12 protein-coding genes are annotated in these 15,958 nt (G+C 48.2%); 4 read left to right on the top strand and 8 right to left on the bottom strand.

All coding sequences use genetic code 11. The features are described from left to right. Window positions 1-35: 35 nt before the first annotated feature. The 7 genes from ACNI23_RS08885 to ACNI23_RS08855 all read right to left on the bottom strand — a co-directional run bounded on the left by ACNI23_RS08885 (window position 36) and on the right by ACNI23_RS08855 (window position 6,444). On the bottom strand, window positions 36-491 hold the full coding sequence (locus tag ACNI23_RS08885) for a YaiI/YqxD family protein (RefSeq protein WP_420248039.1): 456 nt from the start codon (window positions 489-491) through the stop codon (window positions 36-38). A 132-nt stretch (window positions 492-623) separates the two neighbouring features. Continuing rightward, window positions 624-1,022, bottom strand: coding sequence for a hypothetical protein (locus tag ACNI23_RS08880; RefSeq protein WP_420248037.1), 399 nt, complete (start codon window positions 1,020-1,022; stop codon window positions 624-626). Continuing rightward, window positions 1,019-2,308 (bottom strand): sulfurtransferase, encoded by a 1,290-nt coding sequence (locus ACNI23_RS08875; RefSeq protein WP_420248035.1) that lies wholly within the window; start codon window positions 2,306-2,308, stop codon window positions 1,019-1,021. Before ACNI23_RS08875 ends, ACNI23_RS08880 begins: the two co-directional genes overlap by 4 nt. Window positions 2,309-2,342: 34 nt before the next feature. Continuing rightward, entirely contained in the window at window positions 2,343-3,104 is a 762-nt protein-coding gene (locus ACNI23_RS08870; protein WP_420248033.1) for an ABC transporter ATP-binding protein, read from the bottom strand. Beyond that, a complete protein-coding gene (locus ACNI23_RS08865) occupies window positions 3,105-3,941 on the bottom strand; it encodes an ABC transporter permease (RefSeq protein ID WP_420248031.1) in 837 nt (278 codons plus the stop codon). Window positions 3,942-4,157: 216 nt separating this feature from the next. Next, the gene (locus ACNI23_RS08860) at window positions 4,158-5,291 is read right to left on the bottom strand and encodes a CmpA/NrtA family ABC transporter substrate-binding protein (protein ID WP_420248029.1); all 1,134 of its coding nucleotides are present in this window, start codon (window positions 5,289-5,291) and stop codon (window positions 4,158-4,160) included. A 19-nt stretch (window positions 5,292-5,310) separates the two neighbouring features. Continuing rightward, window positions 5,311-6,444 (bottom strand): double-cubane-cluster-containing anaerobic reductase, encoded by a 1,134-nt coding sequence (locus ACNI23_RS08855; RefSeq protein ID WP_420248028.1) that lies wholly within the window; start codon window positions 6,442-6,444, stop codon window positions 5,311-5,313. 507 nt (window positions 6,445-6,951) lie between these two features. Between ACNI23_RS08855 and ACNI23_RS08850 the strand changes: the two genes are divergently transcribed. Beyond that, window positions 6,952-8,637: an FmdE family protein gene (locus ACNI23_RS08850; protein ID WP_420248027.1), complete on the top strand. Its 1,686-nt coding sequence runs from the start codon at window positions 6,952-6,954 to the stop codon at window positions 8,635-8,637. Between the two features lie 9 nt (window positions 8,638-8,646). Then, window positions 8,647-9,066: a winged helix-turn-helix domain-containing protein gene (locus ACNI23_RS08845; protein WP_320174903.1), complete on the top strand. Its 420-nt coding sequence runs from the start codon at window positions 8,647-8,649 to the stop codon at window positions 9,064-9,066. Between the two features lie 79 nt (window positions 9,067-9,145). Here the strand turns inward: ACNI23_RS08845 and ACNI23_RS08840 are convergent, their stop codons facing one another. Further along, on the bottom strand, window positions 9,146-10,801 hold the full coding sequence (locus ACNI23_RS08840; protein WP_420248025.1) for an alpha-keto acid decarboxylase family protein: 1,656 nt from the start codon (window positions 10,799-10,801) through the stop codon (window positions 9,146-9,148). Between the two features lie 175 nt (window positions 10,802-10,976). Here ACNI23_RS08840 and ACNI23_RS08835 point away from each other — a divergent pair, with 175 nt between their 5' ends. Together ACNI23_RS08835 and fdnG are read left to right on the top strand one after the other, a co-directional pair. Beyond that, window positions 10,977-12,605 carry a hypothetical protein gene (locus ACNI23_RS08835; protein ID WP_420248023.1) on the top strand — a complete coding sequence of 543 codons (1,629 nt, stop codon included), beginning with the start codon at window positions 10,977-10,979 and terminating at the stop codon, window positions 12,603-12,605. A gap of 295 nt (window positions 12,606-12,900) precedes the next feature. After that, entirely contained in the window at window positions 12,901-15,942 is a 3,042-nt protein-coding gene (gene fdnG, locus ACNI23_RS08830; RefSeq protein ID WP_420248021.1) for a formate dehydrogenase-N subunit alpha, read from the top strand. Window positions 15,943-15,958: the final 16 nt, after the last annotated feature.

Genomic DNA, 15,958 nt, shown 5'->3' with positions numbered 1-15,958 from the left:
GATGTATATATTTACAGGAATATTTTTATGTTTTGTTAAATCCGGTTCAAGCTGTGGGTCAGGAATTTATCCAGCTGGTTTGTAAAATTCTGCTTGTCTTTGGCACTGAATGCGGCTGGACCGCCTGAAACTGTTCCTGCACTGCGCAGCTCTTCCATAAGGTTGCGCATGCTAAGTATACCCTTGATGTTGTCTTCGGTGTAAAGCTCGCCGCGTGGATTTAGACCTGTTGCGCCTTTCTCAACAATCTTGTCCGCCAGCGGGATGTCTGCGGTAATTACCAGATCGCCGTCACTGCATAGCTTAACTATTTCATTGTCAGCGACATCGAATCCGGAACCGACCTTGATCATATTAATGAAAGGTGATGTGGGAATAGTCATATACTGGTTGGCCACTAGGGTAAGTTTTACTTCCCGGCGCATGGCGGTTTTGAATAGTATTTCCTTTACGGCCTTGGGACAGGCGTCGGCGTCGACCCAGATTTGCATGATATTTATCTCTGATGATTATGGGTTTGTATTTCCGGTTTTACTATGGGGACGGAGGATAAAAATCAAGAGACCTGTCTATAAAAAATTTAATGCCCCGGTCTAGAGAAGACCGGGGCATTAAATTTGTTTTTATTGTTGTTTTGTTTGTAGCCGGATAGTCGTTAACACGCATCCAAGGCTTAGAATGATCAGGCTGAGATGCATCCATGGCGCTGCGAGGGCAAGCCCATGTTCTCCGTTGCTCATCCAAATCCATGCGATGCTGAATGCTATTCCTAAGAGTGAGGTTACGGTTGTTGTTTTCGCTTTACGTAACAACTCAAGCAGGCAGAGTACTGCGATTATTCTTTCTCCCCATTGGAAGAGTGGTAATTCAAGAATGTCGTTCAGGGCTCTGTTTCGAACTGCAAGATCGCGGGCCACTCCCATGCTGTTTTCAGAGAAGTAATATGCACAGCAGGAGAGGATGATCATGCTCAGTCCTATGCCGATCATCATCCTCCCAATAATTACAGATCGCTTGATCACTTAGGATCGCCTGTGGCAATGGGATTTTTGGGGTCCATGGACCAGATAAACCAGCCGTCATCATACAGGGTGGCTTTGTCAAATCCAATGGCCAGAGCATAGAAAAGAGTCTCCGCTGCCCGCCATCCGGTTCCGCAGTAAAAAGAAACTTCCTTGTCCGGGGTTATGCCCCATTGCGCCCAGATGTGTTCGATCTCGTGGTAATCGCGCATTGTGTTGTCAGGGTTTCTGAAGTCGTCAACATTGTATGCATCTGAACCGCAGTGCCCCCAGACAGCGCCGGGAATACGGCCTTTGGGCTTGATGTAGCTGTACCCGCTTGTTTCTCCGATATATTCAGGCCAGGAGCGGATTGAGACCAGTTCTGCATTAGGATCTTTAAGGATTCTTTTGGCTTCAGGTGTATTGATAACCAGATTTTTCCTAGGCTGGGCATTACCGAAATTTTCTGCGGGAACAGGAGTTACAGCTCCTGATTCCAAAGGATATCCGGCACTGCGCCATGCATCCAGTCCGCCGTTAAGCATGCGTACATCGCGCACACCTACTTTCATCATGGCAATAGCCGCACGCGCAGCATCAATGCCTACTTCACCGTAAACAATTGCGGTTTTGTCTGCAGTTACGCCGTGTTTTAACAGGTTGGCGACGATTTCTGAATCTGGCAATAAATTCCAGTTCGTTTTTTCCGACTCAAGCAGGTCCGTATTCAGATGAACCGCACCGGGGATGTGTGCTTCGTTAAATTTTTTGCCTTTGCCCCATGCAGCTTCAATTACGATGGCTTTATTGGAATCAAGTTGTTCCTTGAGCCATGAAGCCGGGACGATGCTTTCATAATGGCGCAGGTGACTGACCGGTAATTCGCCTGCTGCCCAAGTTTTGTAGTTGTCCTTGTAAATCCTGATTGCTTCTGGCTTAACTCCCGCTTTAACGAGGTAATCAGCTACAATAGTGTTTTCTTTCGCCTCATCACCGTAAACAACGACAATAGCGGCTTTGTCCAAACCTTTGGAAGCGGTGACTTCCGGTGTCCTTTTAAGATCGCGGGTGATCCAAGAAGCAGAGAGGTTGGTTGCCAGCGGGATATGGCCGCCTCTTTTTTCGCCTTTGAGCGCCCAACCGTTGAAAGCATCGGGGGACCTTGTGTCTACAAAAGAAACTCCATCCTTTCTAAGCAGTTTACCTGCTTCAACAGTGTCTATTTGCGTATATTCTGCAGCCCATGCTCCAACAGAGCTTAAAATAATCATTATGGAGAGGAAAATACTGTAAATTTTTTTCATGCTAACTCCTTTTTTCCTATTCTTTTTTTTGAGGTTAATGCTCCAGCTCTTTTAAAATATAATCAGTCAACTCTCCGAATTCAGGTATGGCCCGGCTGCGGGGACGTTCCATGTCCACTTCAAGCACTTTACGTATGCGGCCGGGACGGCTGGACATAATTACTATACGGTCTGCCAAGTATATAGCTTCATCAACAGAGTGGGTGACCAGCACGATTGTTTTCCGGGTCATTTCCCAGACTTTAAGAAGTTCCTTCTGCAGCAGGATACGGGTATGTGCATCCAGTGCCCCGAAGGGTTCGTCCATGAGCAGGACATCCGGTTCATTGGCAAGGGCACGGGCAATAGCAACCCTTTGGCGCATGCCGCCGGAAAGCTCATGGGGATAGGCATCCTTGAAATCTATCATGTTGACCATGCGGATGTATCGTTGGGCATCTTCGTACCGCTTATCCTTATCCACTCCGGCTAATTCCGGTCCGGAAGCAACATTATCGAGCACACTCAGCCACGGGAATAGCGAGTATTCCTGAAAGACAAGACCGATTTCCGCACAAGGCTTGCTGACCGCAGTTCCATTGTAATGAACTGTGCCGGAAGAACTTTTTTCCAGTCCCGCAGCTATGCGTAGAATGGTCGATTTACCACAGCCGGAAGGCCCGACTATGCAGGTAAAGGAGTTGCGGGGAATTTGCAGGCTGACACCGTCTACAGCCAGAACTGTATTTCCTGTTCCGGTGGTGTACTCTTTGCTCAGTCTGTCGATTTCTATGACTTGTTCCATTTCTTGATTCATTTAGCCCGCCTGCCTGCGCCATGAAAAGTGTTTGTGTTCAATGTGGCGGAATACCGCGTCCATTGCAGCTCCTACCGCGCCGATGGAAATCATTCCGGCAATGACGATATCCGTGGAGGCCAGCGTGAAAGCATGGGTGATCATGTAGCCGATGCCGGAAAGTGATCCGGGAAGCATCTCAGCGGAAACAAGGCACATCCATGCAATACCAAGCCCGATGCGCATTCCGGTAATGATGGAAGGCATTGCCGCAGGGAGCAGGACTTTGCGGAAAATCTGTTGTTCATTTGCACCGAGAACCCGTGCGGAATCAATCAGCGTTTTATTAACGTTACGCACTCCGTGAATGGTCGAGGTCAGGATGGGGAAGAATGCTCCGATGAAGATAATGAACAGCATGGAGAATTTGATGTTGTCCAGATAGATATACAGCTGACCTGTTTCCACACCGCTTAGTGTCGCAAGGCTGGAAATACCGAACCATGCCATGACCAGCGGAACCCATGCTAAGGGCGGGATGGGCCGGAACAGGTTCAGGAAGCCGTTGAAAAATTTAAACACCACCCCGTAATATCCCATGACCACCCCAAGCGGGATGGCTACAGCAGCAGCCAAAGTATAGCCCATGATTACCCGCACAAGGCTGACCAGCACATTGCCAGCCAGAGACCCCATGCTGATCAGGTCTTCTGTGGGATTGAATACGATATGACCGACCTGCTCTATACCGGGTAGAATGACCTGATTGCCGATCTCGCGGGCAAGGCCGATCCAGACTACAGCCAGCAAAGCCGGAGCCATAATAGGAAGTGTAAGTGACAAAGTACGTGTTTTCATATGGAAAGCCTCCGGCGGCCCTTCGGGGACCAGAGAAACTTTTTGGAAAAAGTTTCTCTGGACTCTTCAAAAACTTTTAGTAGGGCTTGCGTATTATCGTTCACGCAAATTTGTCCGTTGCATGACAAAGCTAATTTATTAAAACGTTTTGGGATTCTTAAACCCTTTTGGAAAAGGGTTTAAGGCCCCCGGCAGGGCAGCCGGAGGCCTCTTAAATTATTTCTTCAAGCTTTTTTCTATAAAAGAGAAATCGAACAAAATGGGCTTTGCGGCAGTGATATCCGCGTCTTTCATTGTGCCTTTGAATTTGTTCATGTTGTTAAGCATGGCGATAAACTTAGCCTCACCTTTGATCCAGTTTTCGGTAGGATCGGTGGTGTAGATGATGGTGGATTTCTCTACTGCTTCAGCAGGAACTCCGATCCATTTGGCGGAGATAGCAGCGGTTTCTTTTTTATTGGCATTGCTCCACTTGGAAGCAGCGGTCATGAGATCGGTCATGGCCTGCACAACTTCAGGCTGATTGGCGATGATCTGTTCGCTGGCACCCATTACGCAGCAGGGGAAATCAGTCCATGCACCTGCCGGAGGCAGATCGCGGGAATCAAGACCGATGTGACCAACGTGTTTGTGCTCGGCAACAACGGGATGAGGAGCAGGTCCGACCCAGCAGTCAACCTGCTTGCTGAGCAGTGCCGGAATAAGGTTGGAGGTGGACTTGAGGTCAACCATGAGGATGTCGGCTTCTGCATCGTTGGGGTTACCGGTAACTTTGAATCCGGCATTGTATAGAGCCCCTTCAAAAGCGATGCGCGGTGCACTGGTGGGGGAGTGGTAGCCGATTTTGAAAGGTGTTTTGGAAGCTTTGATTGCTGCGGCTACGTCTTCATAACCATTGACCTTGCTGCCTTCCGGGAAAACCATGCTCATGCCGTCCACGTGCAGGGGGCAGACGATTTTCATTTTGGTTCCCTTGTCGATTCCGCTCATGAAAGCGGTGCTTGAAGCAAGGCCGAGGTCCAGACGGTTCATGGCGAACAGGGTGGATGTTTCGGAACCGCTCTTGGATACAATCAGGTTGATGACAGCCAAAGGCTTGCCTTCAGCGTTCATGAGCTTGAACTTCTGCTTGGGAACCATTTCTTCCAGATAAGCACCGGAATTCTGAAATTCCTTGCCCTTGATTGCCGCCACCATGATCGGGGTGTGATGGGTGGTGAAAATGTAACCCATGTACAGGCTGGGAAGTTTGCTCTTCGCAGCATGCGCAGCTCCGGCGCTGAAGCTGCAAGCCAGCAGCAGTGCCGCGAGGATCATAAATCCTTTGTTGAAAAATCCTTTAACGTTCATCCTTGTCTCCTTGAATTGTTTATTCAGCAAGCTCTACAAACGCTTCAATGCGGGTCCGTAGTTGCTCAATGTCTGATTCGGAATAGTCGGTCTCAATGTGCAGGAATGGCAGACCTATTTCGTCCTCCACGAAATTACGCAGAATAGTGGATTCTGCATTGTAGGTATGGCAGCCCAGCCATGTGAGATCGATAATTGCGTCTATTTCAAAGGTTTTGGCCATCTCTTTGATGGAATCCAGTCTGCCGGGGTTGGGGCTCATGCAGGAGCAGGGAACCTGTAGGTAACGACGGGCGATTGCTTCGTAGGGATTTCCTGTCTCATCCACCTGAAGAGTCAGGCCCTTAAGCCCGGAACAGTTCTCCATGCAGACCACGTGTGCACCCAGTTCTTCGGTGATGGTAATTGCTTTTTCAGATCCTTTACCTACCGGGCATCCGGTAAGCATTATGCGCACGCCTTTCTTTTCCGGCAGGTTCGGGCGGCTCAGATATTCATCAACCTCAGTACGCAGGGTCTGTAATTTTTGCAGGTAATTTTCGGGATGCACTGCGAAGCTTTTGCTTTCCTGCACTGCGAGCATGTCGCGGGCGGTGAGCGGAGAACGTTTGTCCGCGCAGAGAACCAACAGTTCATAGAGTTCCTTGCGGATTTTGTTTTGCAGGACGATTTCAGCGTGCAGGGCTTCTTCGGTAACTTCTACGCCGGAATATTTGACGAGAAAATCTTCAAGTTCATGCAAGGATGCCAGCCAGTATTGGAAGGGGGCTTCCCCTTTCTGGGTATGCGGAAGTTGCATGAGATGAAGCGGTTTGATGGCTTTCATCAGCTCATACATTTTCTTTTTGCCGTCACAAGTGGTCTCGGCGACGATGATGTCTGAGAATCCGAAAAATGGGCAGGTATCTGTGGCGGCATAGCCGTAACTGGATTTTATGAGCGGACATAAACTGGCCGGAAGCTCCCGTTCAGCTTCCTTAATTGGTGCCTGCTTTTTTCCGCAAAGACTTACCGGAGCAATTCCTGCTGCACGGATAAGTTCATCAGGAGCATAAATACAGTAGACCCCGGCAACTTTTTTCCCTTGATCTTTCCAGTCTTCAAGCTCTGCCAGACTATATTCAGAAAAAGAAATGAACGGCTTCAAGTTCACGGCTTCATCCTTTATTTAAAAGTGAATGTTAGTTCATTTTATCTTGTAAGGTCATAATTTCCCGAGCTAAATGATCACAGAACTATTGTTGCGTCCAATTGGTTTTTGAAATGACTTGATGAGTTTATGATTGGCTTTTGTGATTCTTAACTGCGATGGTGATCTATTAAAGATAGAAGGACGCTATGCGCGCGGTAGAATTTACGATCTCAGTAAATGGTTTATTTTAACATATATGGTTTTTTTCAGTATTATGGACCGGAAAAATCTTTATGATTAATAGGTTAGTTCGATCTAATTGATGTTGATTTATTTGATTAAAGCTATAAATAAAAATCTTTTCTCTACTGCTGTGGTATGAAACTGCTACTATAAGATGCTGATATATAATAATAAAAACAATTTGTTCCAAACCGTACTTAATCCCATCTCTTTTGAAGTTCGCTCCTGCTTTCTTTAATTGTGTCCTATAGGGCATAATTAAAGTTTTTAGAATATGGAGAGAATATGAATCTTGAAGCCTCTATCTGTCAGGAAAACACACCGGTCCGCGATGATTCCATAGGTCCGTATACATATGATGAATTTATTGAAGCTGCCCGCAGATTTCACGGCAGCCCTGCGCCGGGACTTATCCTCGGTGGCTATATGATGGAGGAGGCCCGCAAGCATCTTCCTGAAGGAACACTTTTCGATGCAATTTCCGAGACTTCGTGGTGCCTACCGGATGCCGTGCAGATGCTGACTTTGTGCAGCACAGGAAACGGCTGGTTGCGAGTTAAGAATCTCGGGGTCTATGCCCTGTCTCTCTACGATAAGTACACTGGCGAGGGTGTGCGCATCCGGGTAGACCCCGAGAAGCTTAAAGACTGGCCGGAAACTGAATCATGGTTTTTTAAAAGACGTCCAAAGCATGAACAGGATTCAGTAAAGCTTCATGCCGAAATCCGAGAAGCCGGAGCCTCTTTCTGTTCCATCGAGGCTGTGCAGATCAAACCGGAAGCGATGATCAAGCGCAGCAAGGGCGGAATCACTACCTGTCCCATATGCGGCGATGCGTATCCCGGTTCTTTCGGGGCTATCTGTAGAAGCTGTCAGGGAGAAAGTCCGTACGCCAGTCGCGATGCCGGACTCAAGGCTTCCACAGCTAAGCTGCCTGAAGGACTCAAAGTTGTCCCGGTGGATGAAGCTGAAGGCAAGACCGCAGTTCACGACATGACCCGTATTGTTCCCGGAGAAAGCAAGGGACCTGAATTCCGCAAGGATCATGATTTCACTGCCCACGATATCTGTAGATTACAGATGATCGGCAAGAACCACATTTATGTGGATGAGGGCGATATTCCCGAAGGGGAGTGGGTGCACGAGAACGAGGCTGCCCGGACATTTGGTCGCATCATGGCCGGGGACGGAATCTGTCCCGACGGCGAGCCCAAGGAAGGCAAGGTCACTTTGCTTGCCGAACATGACGGGATTCTGGTCAGTGATCTTGAAATGATGAACCGTTTTAACCTCGTTCCAGATGTGATGGTTGCGGCCCGTAAGAGTGGCACTCTGGTCAAAGAAGGCACACGTATTGCCGGAACACGGGCCATTCCGCTCTACCTTTCCCGCGAGAATTTTTCCCGCGCTGTTTCTGCGCTGAACGGCGATCCGCTGTTCAAGGTTCTTCCCCTGCAACGTAAGAAGGTCGGAATCCTGATCACCGGGGATGAAGTTTTCAACGGCCTGATTGACGATAAATTTGAGTCTGTCATCACCGCAAAGGTGCAGGCATTGGGCTGCGAAGTTGTCCGCTCTGTCATCAAACCGGACAATCGTGAAGAAATCCGCGACGCGGCCCTTTCTCTCATGAAAGAAGGTTGTGACCTGCTCATCACAACCGCCGGAATGTCTGTTGATCCTGATGACGTGACCCGCCACGGCCTGGTGGATGCCGGAGTATCCGACCTCCTGTATGGTGCTCCGGTACTCCCCGGCACTATGTTGCTGTTAGCTAAGGCTGGCAAAGCAAGGGTTATCGGTGTTCCGGCCTGTGCGCTTTTTTTCAAGACAACCAGCTTAGACCTTGTACTTCCCAAGGTGATTGCAGGGCAGGATATCACCCGCAGTGATCTCGCCGCACTTGCTGACGGCGGATACTGTATGGAATGCAAGGTTTGCACTTTCCCCAAATGTCCTTTTGGAAAATAGGAGGCGAGTATGAACAAGAACATCGACCCGCCCGAATTGGGTTCAACCGCGGCTTTGGTCCAGATGGATACCCACAATCCAACAATCCGGCTGCATCTCTGGCTGGAGGGAGGCGAGGGGGTGTTCTTCGGTTACGGCAGACTGCTTTTGCTGGATAAGATTGAAACCTGCGGATCGCTTAAAAAAGCATCCGAAGAGCTGGGCATGTCCTACCGCGCTGCTTGGGGTAAGATCAAACAGACCGAGCAGGTTCTGGGATTCCAGCTCATGGAACGGGCAGGCAGCAGGCGCAGCGGTTACCGTCTGACCGAGGCCGGGCGTCTTGTGCGCGACAAGTATCTAGAGTGGTTCAACAAGGTTGAGCAGGATGCCCGCACAAGAGCGGAGGAGATTTTTCCCTGGAAGTCCAAGAGCTTCGGGGAAAGTTAAGAGTCAGGAAAATCATAAGGGCCGTATATGAATCAACATGTACGGCCCTTTCTTATGGGTTAGGTATCAGCTCTTAAAATTAAGCCTTCCAGCCCGGTCCTTTTACAACAATTTCGTTCAGGACACGCCCCATCTTCGGGCTTTCCATCATTCCGGTCACTACTTCAATGTAACAACCGTTGTCAGCAGCAGCGGCTTTTTGCAATGCCTCGTCCAGTTCGCGGTTGGTGGTCACCTTTGCGCTGAACCAGCCGTCCATACCGAATGCCTCAGGCAGTTTGCTGTAGTTCCACTGGGCCAGATCATTATAATATATGTAGGGATCTTCGCAGAGCAGCCGTTCAATAAGGTAGCCGTCGTTATTCACGCAGATGATTATGGGCTTGAGCTTGAAGCGAGCAAACTGGCAGATTTCCTGTGCGGTCATCTGGTGCGCTCCTTCTCCGGTGATCAGTAAGGTACGGCGATCAGGCGCGGCAAGTGCTGCCCCGAAAGCTGCCGGAGTACCCCATCCGATGGAGCCCCAGAGGGTCTGGTTGAAGAAGACCGCATCCTTGGGTAGGCGGGCATTGACCAGCCCCATTGAAGGCGTTCCGGTCTCACCCATGATGATGTCATTCGCCGCAAAAAAGCGTTCGATGCGTGGGTAAAGCGAGTCCGCAGTGATTTCATCATCAGCTGCCCCCACTGGTTCACCGAGGCCCTGCGGAGTCATGAGGATTGGCAGGGATAGGTTCCCGATGCGCGCTGACAGTTCGTGCAATACGTCTTCCAGCAGCACATTATGGTAAACCGCATGCCCGATGCAGACGCGGTCAGGGTGAATTTTGATTTCATGATTCGGCCTGATGTTTACGGTAAACGCACCTGTGTTGATGTCTGAGCGGATAGTACCGAAGCTGACCACCAGATCAGCAGATTCAACGGTTTTTTGCACCTTCTCATCAAGAATGCGCCCGTTATAGACCCCGATAAAATTAGGATGCGTTTCGGAGAGCGTACCCTTAGCCATGAACATGGAAGTGAACGGGATGCCTGATTTATCGATGAATTCGAGCATGGGTTCGTGCAGCTCATAGCGTCCGATAAGGGCACCGACCATAGCGATGGCACTTTCAGCATTTTCCAGCCTCTCGATTATCAAAGGAATGACCGTATCAAGGGTGTCCTGATCGCTGACAGGCACGGGCAGGGTATGTGGTTTGGTGCAGCCCAGTTTCTTGAGCGCTTCATCCGCAGGCACCGCAATATAGACGGGCTGTTTCTTGGTCAGCGCGGCGTTAATGCAGCGTTCCACCTCTGCCACGGTATTTTCCGCAGTAAGGATGGTACTGGCGCAGACCACAGGCTGGGTCATTTTATAAAAGAGGTCGAATTCACCGTTACCTAGTGAATGGTGGATAAGGTTGCCGTTGCGCTGCACCGAGCATTTGGGAATGCCCACAATATGGAAGACAGGCAGGTTCTCAGCATAGCATCCGGCAATGCCGTTAATGGCGCTGAGTTCACCAACGCCGTAGGTAGTACAGACAGCGGATTTACCTTTGATGCGGGCGTAACCGTCTGCTGCATATGCGGCGTTGAGTTCGTTGCAGCAGCCGATCCAGTTGAAGTCTGAATCTGTGCAGAAGGCATCATTCACCGGGAAGGAATAATCGCCCGGAACCCCGAAAATATCCGTTATTCCGATTTCTTTCAGCCGTTCAAGCAAATGCTGGATAACTGTCTGGCCCATAGGTAATCCCCCTATTGGTTATGGTGGCAGGGTAGTATGGTTTTAGGTGCTATTCTGCCATTGTGGGGGGATTGTGTCTATGGGGGAGTGGGATTGATGGGTTTGTCTTGATAAATTATTCATTTGAGAGCAAAAAAGAAAATGTTTTATATTTATTAATGCTCTTGGAGGCTCAATGTCAGAAGAAAATATAAAAATTTTAGCTTTGTTCGTATGGCCCGGAACAGTGCTTTTGATTGTGATAGCAATTGCTATTATTTTTCGTTCTTCGTGGTGTGACTTTTTTAGCAAACTAAAGAAAGTAAAAGCCTTAGGGGTTGAGCTAGAGTCTGAAGATCATGTACTTGCAGAAGTTGACGTTACTGATCGGGGTGAGCAGATTGCGATGCCTGAACAAGATCATAAGGTGGAACCGATAGCTGATAGCGGAGATCCTGAAAATCCATGGGAAAAAGTTTTTGAGTTTTGCAGGATGATTAAGGATGATGGTGCCTTTGAAGCAGAAAAGGCGTTTGATTCATTTATTGCCTCAGTGAAAGGTGAAGATATTAAGTTCTTAAAAGGGTATTTTTGGAGTCAGTTATTTGTAAGTGGTAAAAGACATGCTGTTATTGAGTCTTTTGAGAAAATGTATGCTGAGTCGTATACAGATGTTGAAAGACAAACAGTGGCTACATGGTGGAGCGAGTGTTATAGGCAAGTAGAAGATTATAAAAGAGAGCGTGATGTAGTTTCTAAAGTTCTTCAAGATGTGAATGATCCAAATGTAATTACTTCTTTGACTGTGTCTTTAGCCAATTCTTTGATGAAAACGAATGATTACTATAGTGCTCATGACTTACTAATAGAAAGGTTGATTTGTATTGAAAATGATAGTGAGAAAAGTCGTATTTATAAAGTCCTTGCTGAAGTCGAGGGTAAGATTGGTAATTCCGTTTTAAGTGCTTTTTGTCTTGAAAAGAAGCTTGATATCAATTCCAATGATGTTGAAGATCTGTTTTCAACTGCATATTCACAAAGTGAAGCAAACGTTGAATCACTTGCTCTGTATAACTATAGTTTGTTGACTGAATTTAAATCAAAAAGTGAGAATGCATTGAATAATTTTGGTGTAAGTTGTGATCAGGTGGCATTAAAGAATAAAGCAATTGAAAGTTATTTTAAATCAATTGAGCAACAAAATTCTCTTTCATTTGCCAATCTGGGATATAAATATTTGAATGCCGGGTTTATTGATCACGCAAGGGATATGGCGAAAAAAGGTTTAGCCAGTCCTAATCCCCATAAGAGTAATCATGCGTTAATGTCAGCAATAGATAAATCTGTTGAAAATGAAAATAAACAATGGGAATTGTATAAGAAAAGGGGGTATGAAGTTAAGCAACATGTTCATAAATATGTGACAGCATACTACGAAGATAGAAATATGAATGAGAATCCTTTTTTGGGTAAATGGGTAGACTCCAATGGAATTATTTTAGAAGTACTATCGGAAGATAATAGAATAAAAGCTGAATGGGAACATGTAGTATCTGTGAAAAGTGGGCTCGGGCTTTATGGTATGGGCCAAGAGTCTACATATGAAGATAAAACTAAAATGAGTTTAAATGGAGTTTTTCATAATAATACTGCAGATATTTCTTATACTGGTAAAAATGATAGGCGGACTCTTCTTTCTTCAGCTTTGGATGATAGGCTTAAGACTCATAATTCATTATACTCATATATCGATAATGAATCGAATTGGGTTATTTTTAGTATTGATTTGGCAGATACGTTTGAGTTAGTTTTTAAAAAGCCATAAGGATAGAATGTACCTTTTTGTTTTTGTTCAACCGATATATTATGGTTGAAAATTTTCATAAATAGACCTGAGATACCCAAATCAGGTCTACATCAGAACAATTGAAATCAATAGTTATTCCCCCGCCTCGCAAAAACACACCCTTCAGTCCCCGCATAATCTTTCTCATATGTGCTAAATCTAACATATTCGAATTATTGACTTTAATTCAAGCTTAAGATTCTATGGGATCATCAAAGTAATTGTCAGGCATTTACGCGGTTTTGTGAGCCTGATTTAAACTGAGGAGGATCTCATGAACATTTCACGGCGAGGGTTCATGAAACTTGCGGGCGTTGGTGTCGCAAGTATCGGTATGAGCCAGCTGGGACTCGATCTTTCCCCTACGCAGGCTTATGCTGCCGGGTTGAAGATTAAGGGTGCGAAAGAAGTGATCTCCATCTGTCCGTTCTGTTCGGTCAGTTGCCATTTCATCGCCCATGTCAAAGACGGAAAGATTGTAAGCACTGAAGGTGATCCGGATTACCCGGTCAGTGAAGGTGCTCTCTGTGCTAAGGGTGCGGCTATGCTCGCCATGCATAACAGCCACCACCGCATTGAGAAACCCCTGTATCGTGCTCCCTACAGCACTAAATGGGAAGAAAAGAGCTGGGATTTCGTGCTTGACCGCATTGCCCGGCGTGTAAAGGAAACACGTGATGCCGACTTCAAGCGCTTCAATGCCAAGGGGCAGGAAGTCAACCGTGTAGAATCAATTTTCCATCTTGGTACATCACAGATGGATAACGAGGAGTGTGCAGTCGTCCATCAGGGTGTACGCGGCCTCGGCCTGGTGCATTTTGATCACCAGGCACGTATCTGACACAGCGCAACAGTTGCGGCTCTGGCAGAGTCGTTCGGGCGCGGTGCGATGACCAACCATTGGTGCGATATTGAAAACGCGGACTCCGTTCTTATCATCGGTAGTAACGCAGCAGAGCACCATCCTATCTCCTTTAAATGGGTATTGCGGGCCAAGGACAAAGGCGCCTCGGTTATGCATGTTGACCCCAAATTCTCCCGTACTTCCGCAAGGTGTGACTTCCACGTCCCCTTGAGATCGGGAACAGATATTGCTTTCATGGGCGGTATGATCAACTATGTTCTGGAGAACAACCTGTTCTTCAAGGAATACGTTGCCAATTATACCAACGCAGCTTTTATCGTCGGTAAGGATTTCAAGTTCACTAAAGGACTGTTCTCCGGTTACGATAAGAAAGCCCGCAAATATGACAAATCCCAATGGGCTTTTGAACTTGATAAAGACGGCGTACCCAAACGCGATGAATCCTTGAAGCATCCCCGCTGTGTATTCCAGCTGCTCAAGAAGCACTATTCCCGCTATTCCATGTCCAACGTTTCCAAGACCACAGGTGTTTCCAAAGACAACCTGATTCGGGTCTACAAGGAATACGCTTCCACAGGTAAGAAAGATAAAGCCGGTACTATCATGTACGCACTGGGCTGGACCCAGCATACTGTTGGTGTGCAGAACATCCGTTCCAGCGCCATATTGCAGCTCCTGCTCGGTAACATCGGTGTAGCTGGCGGCGGTATCAACGCCCTGCGCGGTGAGCCTAACGTACAGGGGTCAACTGACCACTGTATTCTCTGGCATATCCTGCCGGGTTACCTGCCTGTGCCTAAAGCCAGCATGGGATCTTATGAAGATTACGTGGAGAAAACCACTCCGATTTCCCACGATCCCGAAAGTGCCAACTGGTGGCAGCATAAGCCCAAGTACATGGCCTCACTGCTCAAGGCCTGGCGCGGTGACAACGCTTCCGCAGATAACGGCTTCGGCTACCAGATGCTGCCCAAGGCGGACGACGGTGAAGATTACTCCTACATCTACATCTTCGACCGCATGTACAAAGGCGAGATCAGGGGTGGTTTTGCATTCGGAACCAACCCGGCCATGAGTGTGCCTAACTCCAACAAGACCCGTAAGGCTCTTGATAACCTCGATTGGCTGGTTGTGGGTGAGATTCACCACACAGAGACTTCCGAGAACTGGCACCGTCCCGGCGTTGATCCCACCCAGAACAAGACTGAGGTGTTCCTGCTGCCTTCCGCCCAGCGTGCGGAAAAAGCCGGCTCCATCTCCAACAGTGGTCGCTGGCTGCTCTGGCACTATGAAGCCTGCCGCCCCATGGGCGAATCCAAGAGCATGGGTGAAATGTATGTGGACATCATCAACCACGTACGCCGCCTCTACAGCAAAGAGAACGGTACCTACCCCGAACCTCTGCTCACCCTTGACTGGCCTGCTTACTACGATGCCGAAGACATGGCTCAGCGTATTAACGGCCGTTTCACCAAGGATGTGGAATTCAAGGGCAAGAAGTACAAAAAGGGCCAGCAGGTGCCTTCCTTCGTAGCTCTTGCTGATGACGGCTCTACTTCCTCCTTCAACTGGCTGTACGCAGGCAGTTACACTGAAGAGGGCGGAAACAAGGCTAAACGCCGCAGTCTGGAACAGACCCCCATGCAGGCGAAGATCAATCTCTACCCCAACTATGCATGGTGCTGGCCTGTTAACCGCCGTATCCTCTACAACCGTGCTTCTGTCGATGCCAACGGTAAGCCTTGGGCACCGCAGAAGGCCGTTATCGAATGGAACGGTTCTAAGTGGGAAGGCGATATCCCTGATGGCGGATGGGCGCCGACCGCAACTGGTAAGGGCCGCTATCCCTTCATCATGCGTAAGGAAGGTCACGGACAGCTTTACGGTCCTGGCCTACAGGATGGTCCGTTTCCCGATCATTACGAACCGGTGGAAACGCCTATCAAAAGTCATCCCTTCTCGCGTCAGCTCAGCAGCCCGGTTTACAAGCGCGTGTACAGTGATATGGACAAGCTTGCCAAGCCCGCTGACGAGCGTTTTCCCATCGTACTAACCACTTATAGTATGACTGAGCACTGGTGCGGTGGCGGTGATACCAGAAACACCCCCGTTTTGCTGGAAGCCGAACCTCAGCTTTATGTAGAAATGAGCCCTGAGCTGGCCAAGGAAAAGGGCATTGAAAACGGTGATCCTGTTATCGTTGAAAGTATACGCGGCAAGGTTGAAGCCATTGCTATGGTTACCGTGCGTATGACCCCGTTTGAAATCAAAGGTGAGACCGTTCATGAAATCGGTATGCCTTTCTGCTTCGGCTGGACCACTAAAGGTTGCGGTGATGCTACCAACCGCCTCACCCCGGCTGTAGGTGATCCCAACACGACCATTCCTGAGTACAAGGCCTGTCTGGTGAACGTTCGCAAAGCGAAAAAGCTCACCGAGATTGACGAGTAACCTGCAACCAAGGAGT

This window comes from Maridesulfovibrio pacificus (SeqCode) (assembly GCF_048612815.1).
Lineage (GTDB): Bacteria > Desulfobacterota > Desulfovibrionia > Desulfovibrionales > Desulfovibrionaceae > Maridesulfovibrio > Maridesulfovibrio pacificus.
Note: the sequence above shows the minus strand (reverse complement) of the source record. Positions and strands in the feature narration are given on the sequence as shown.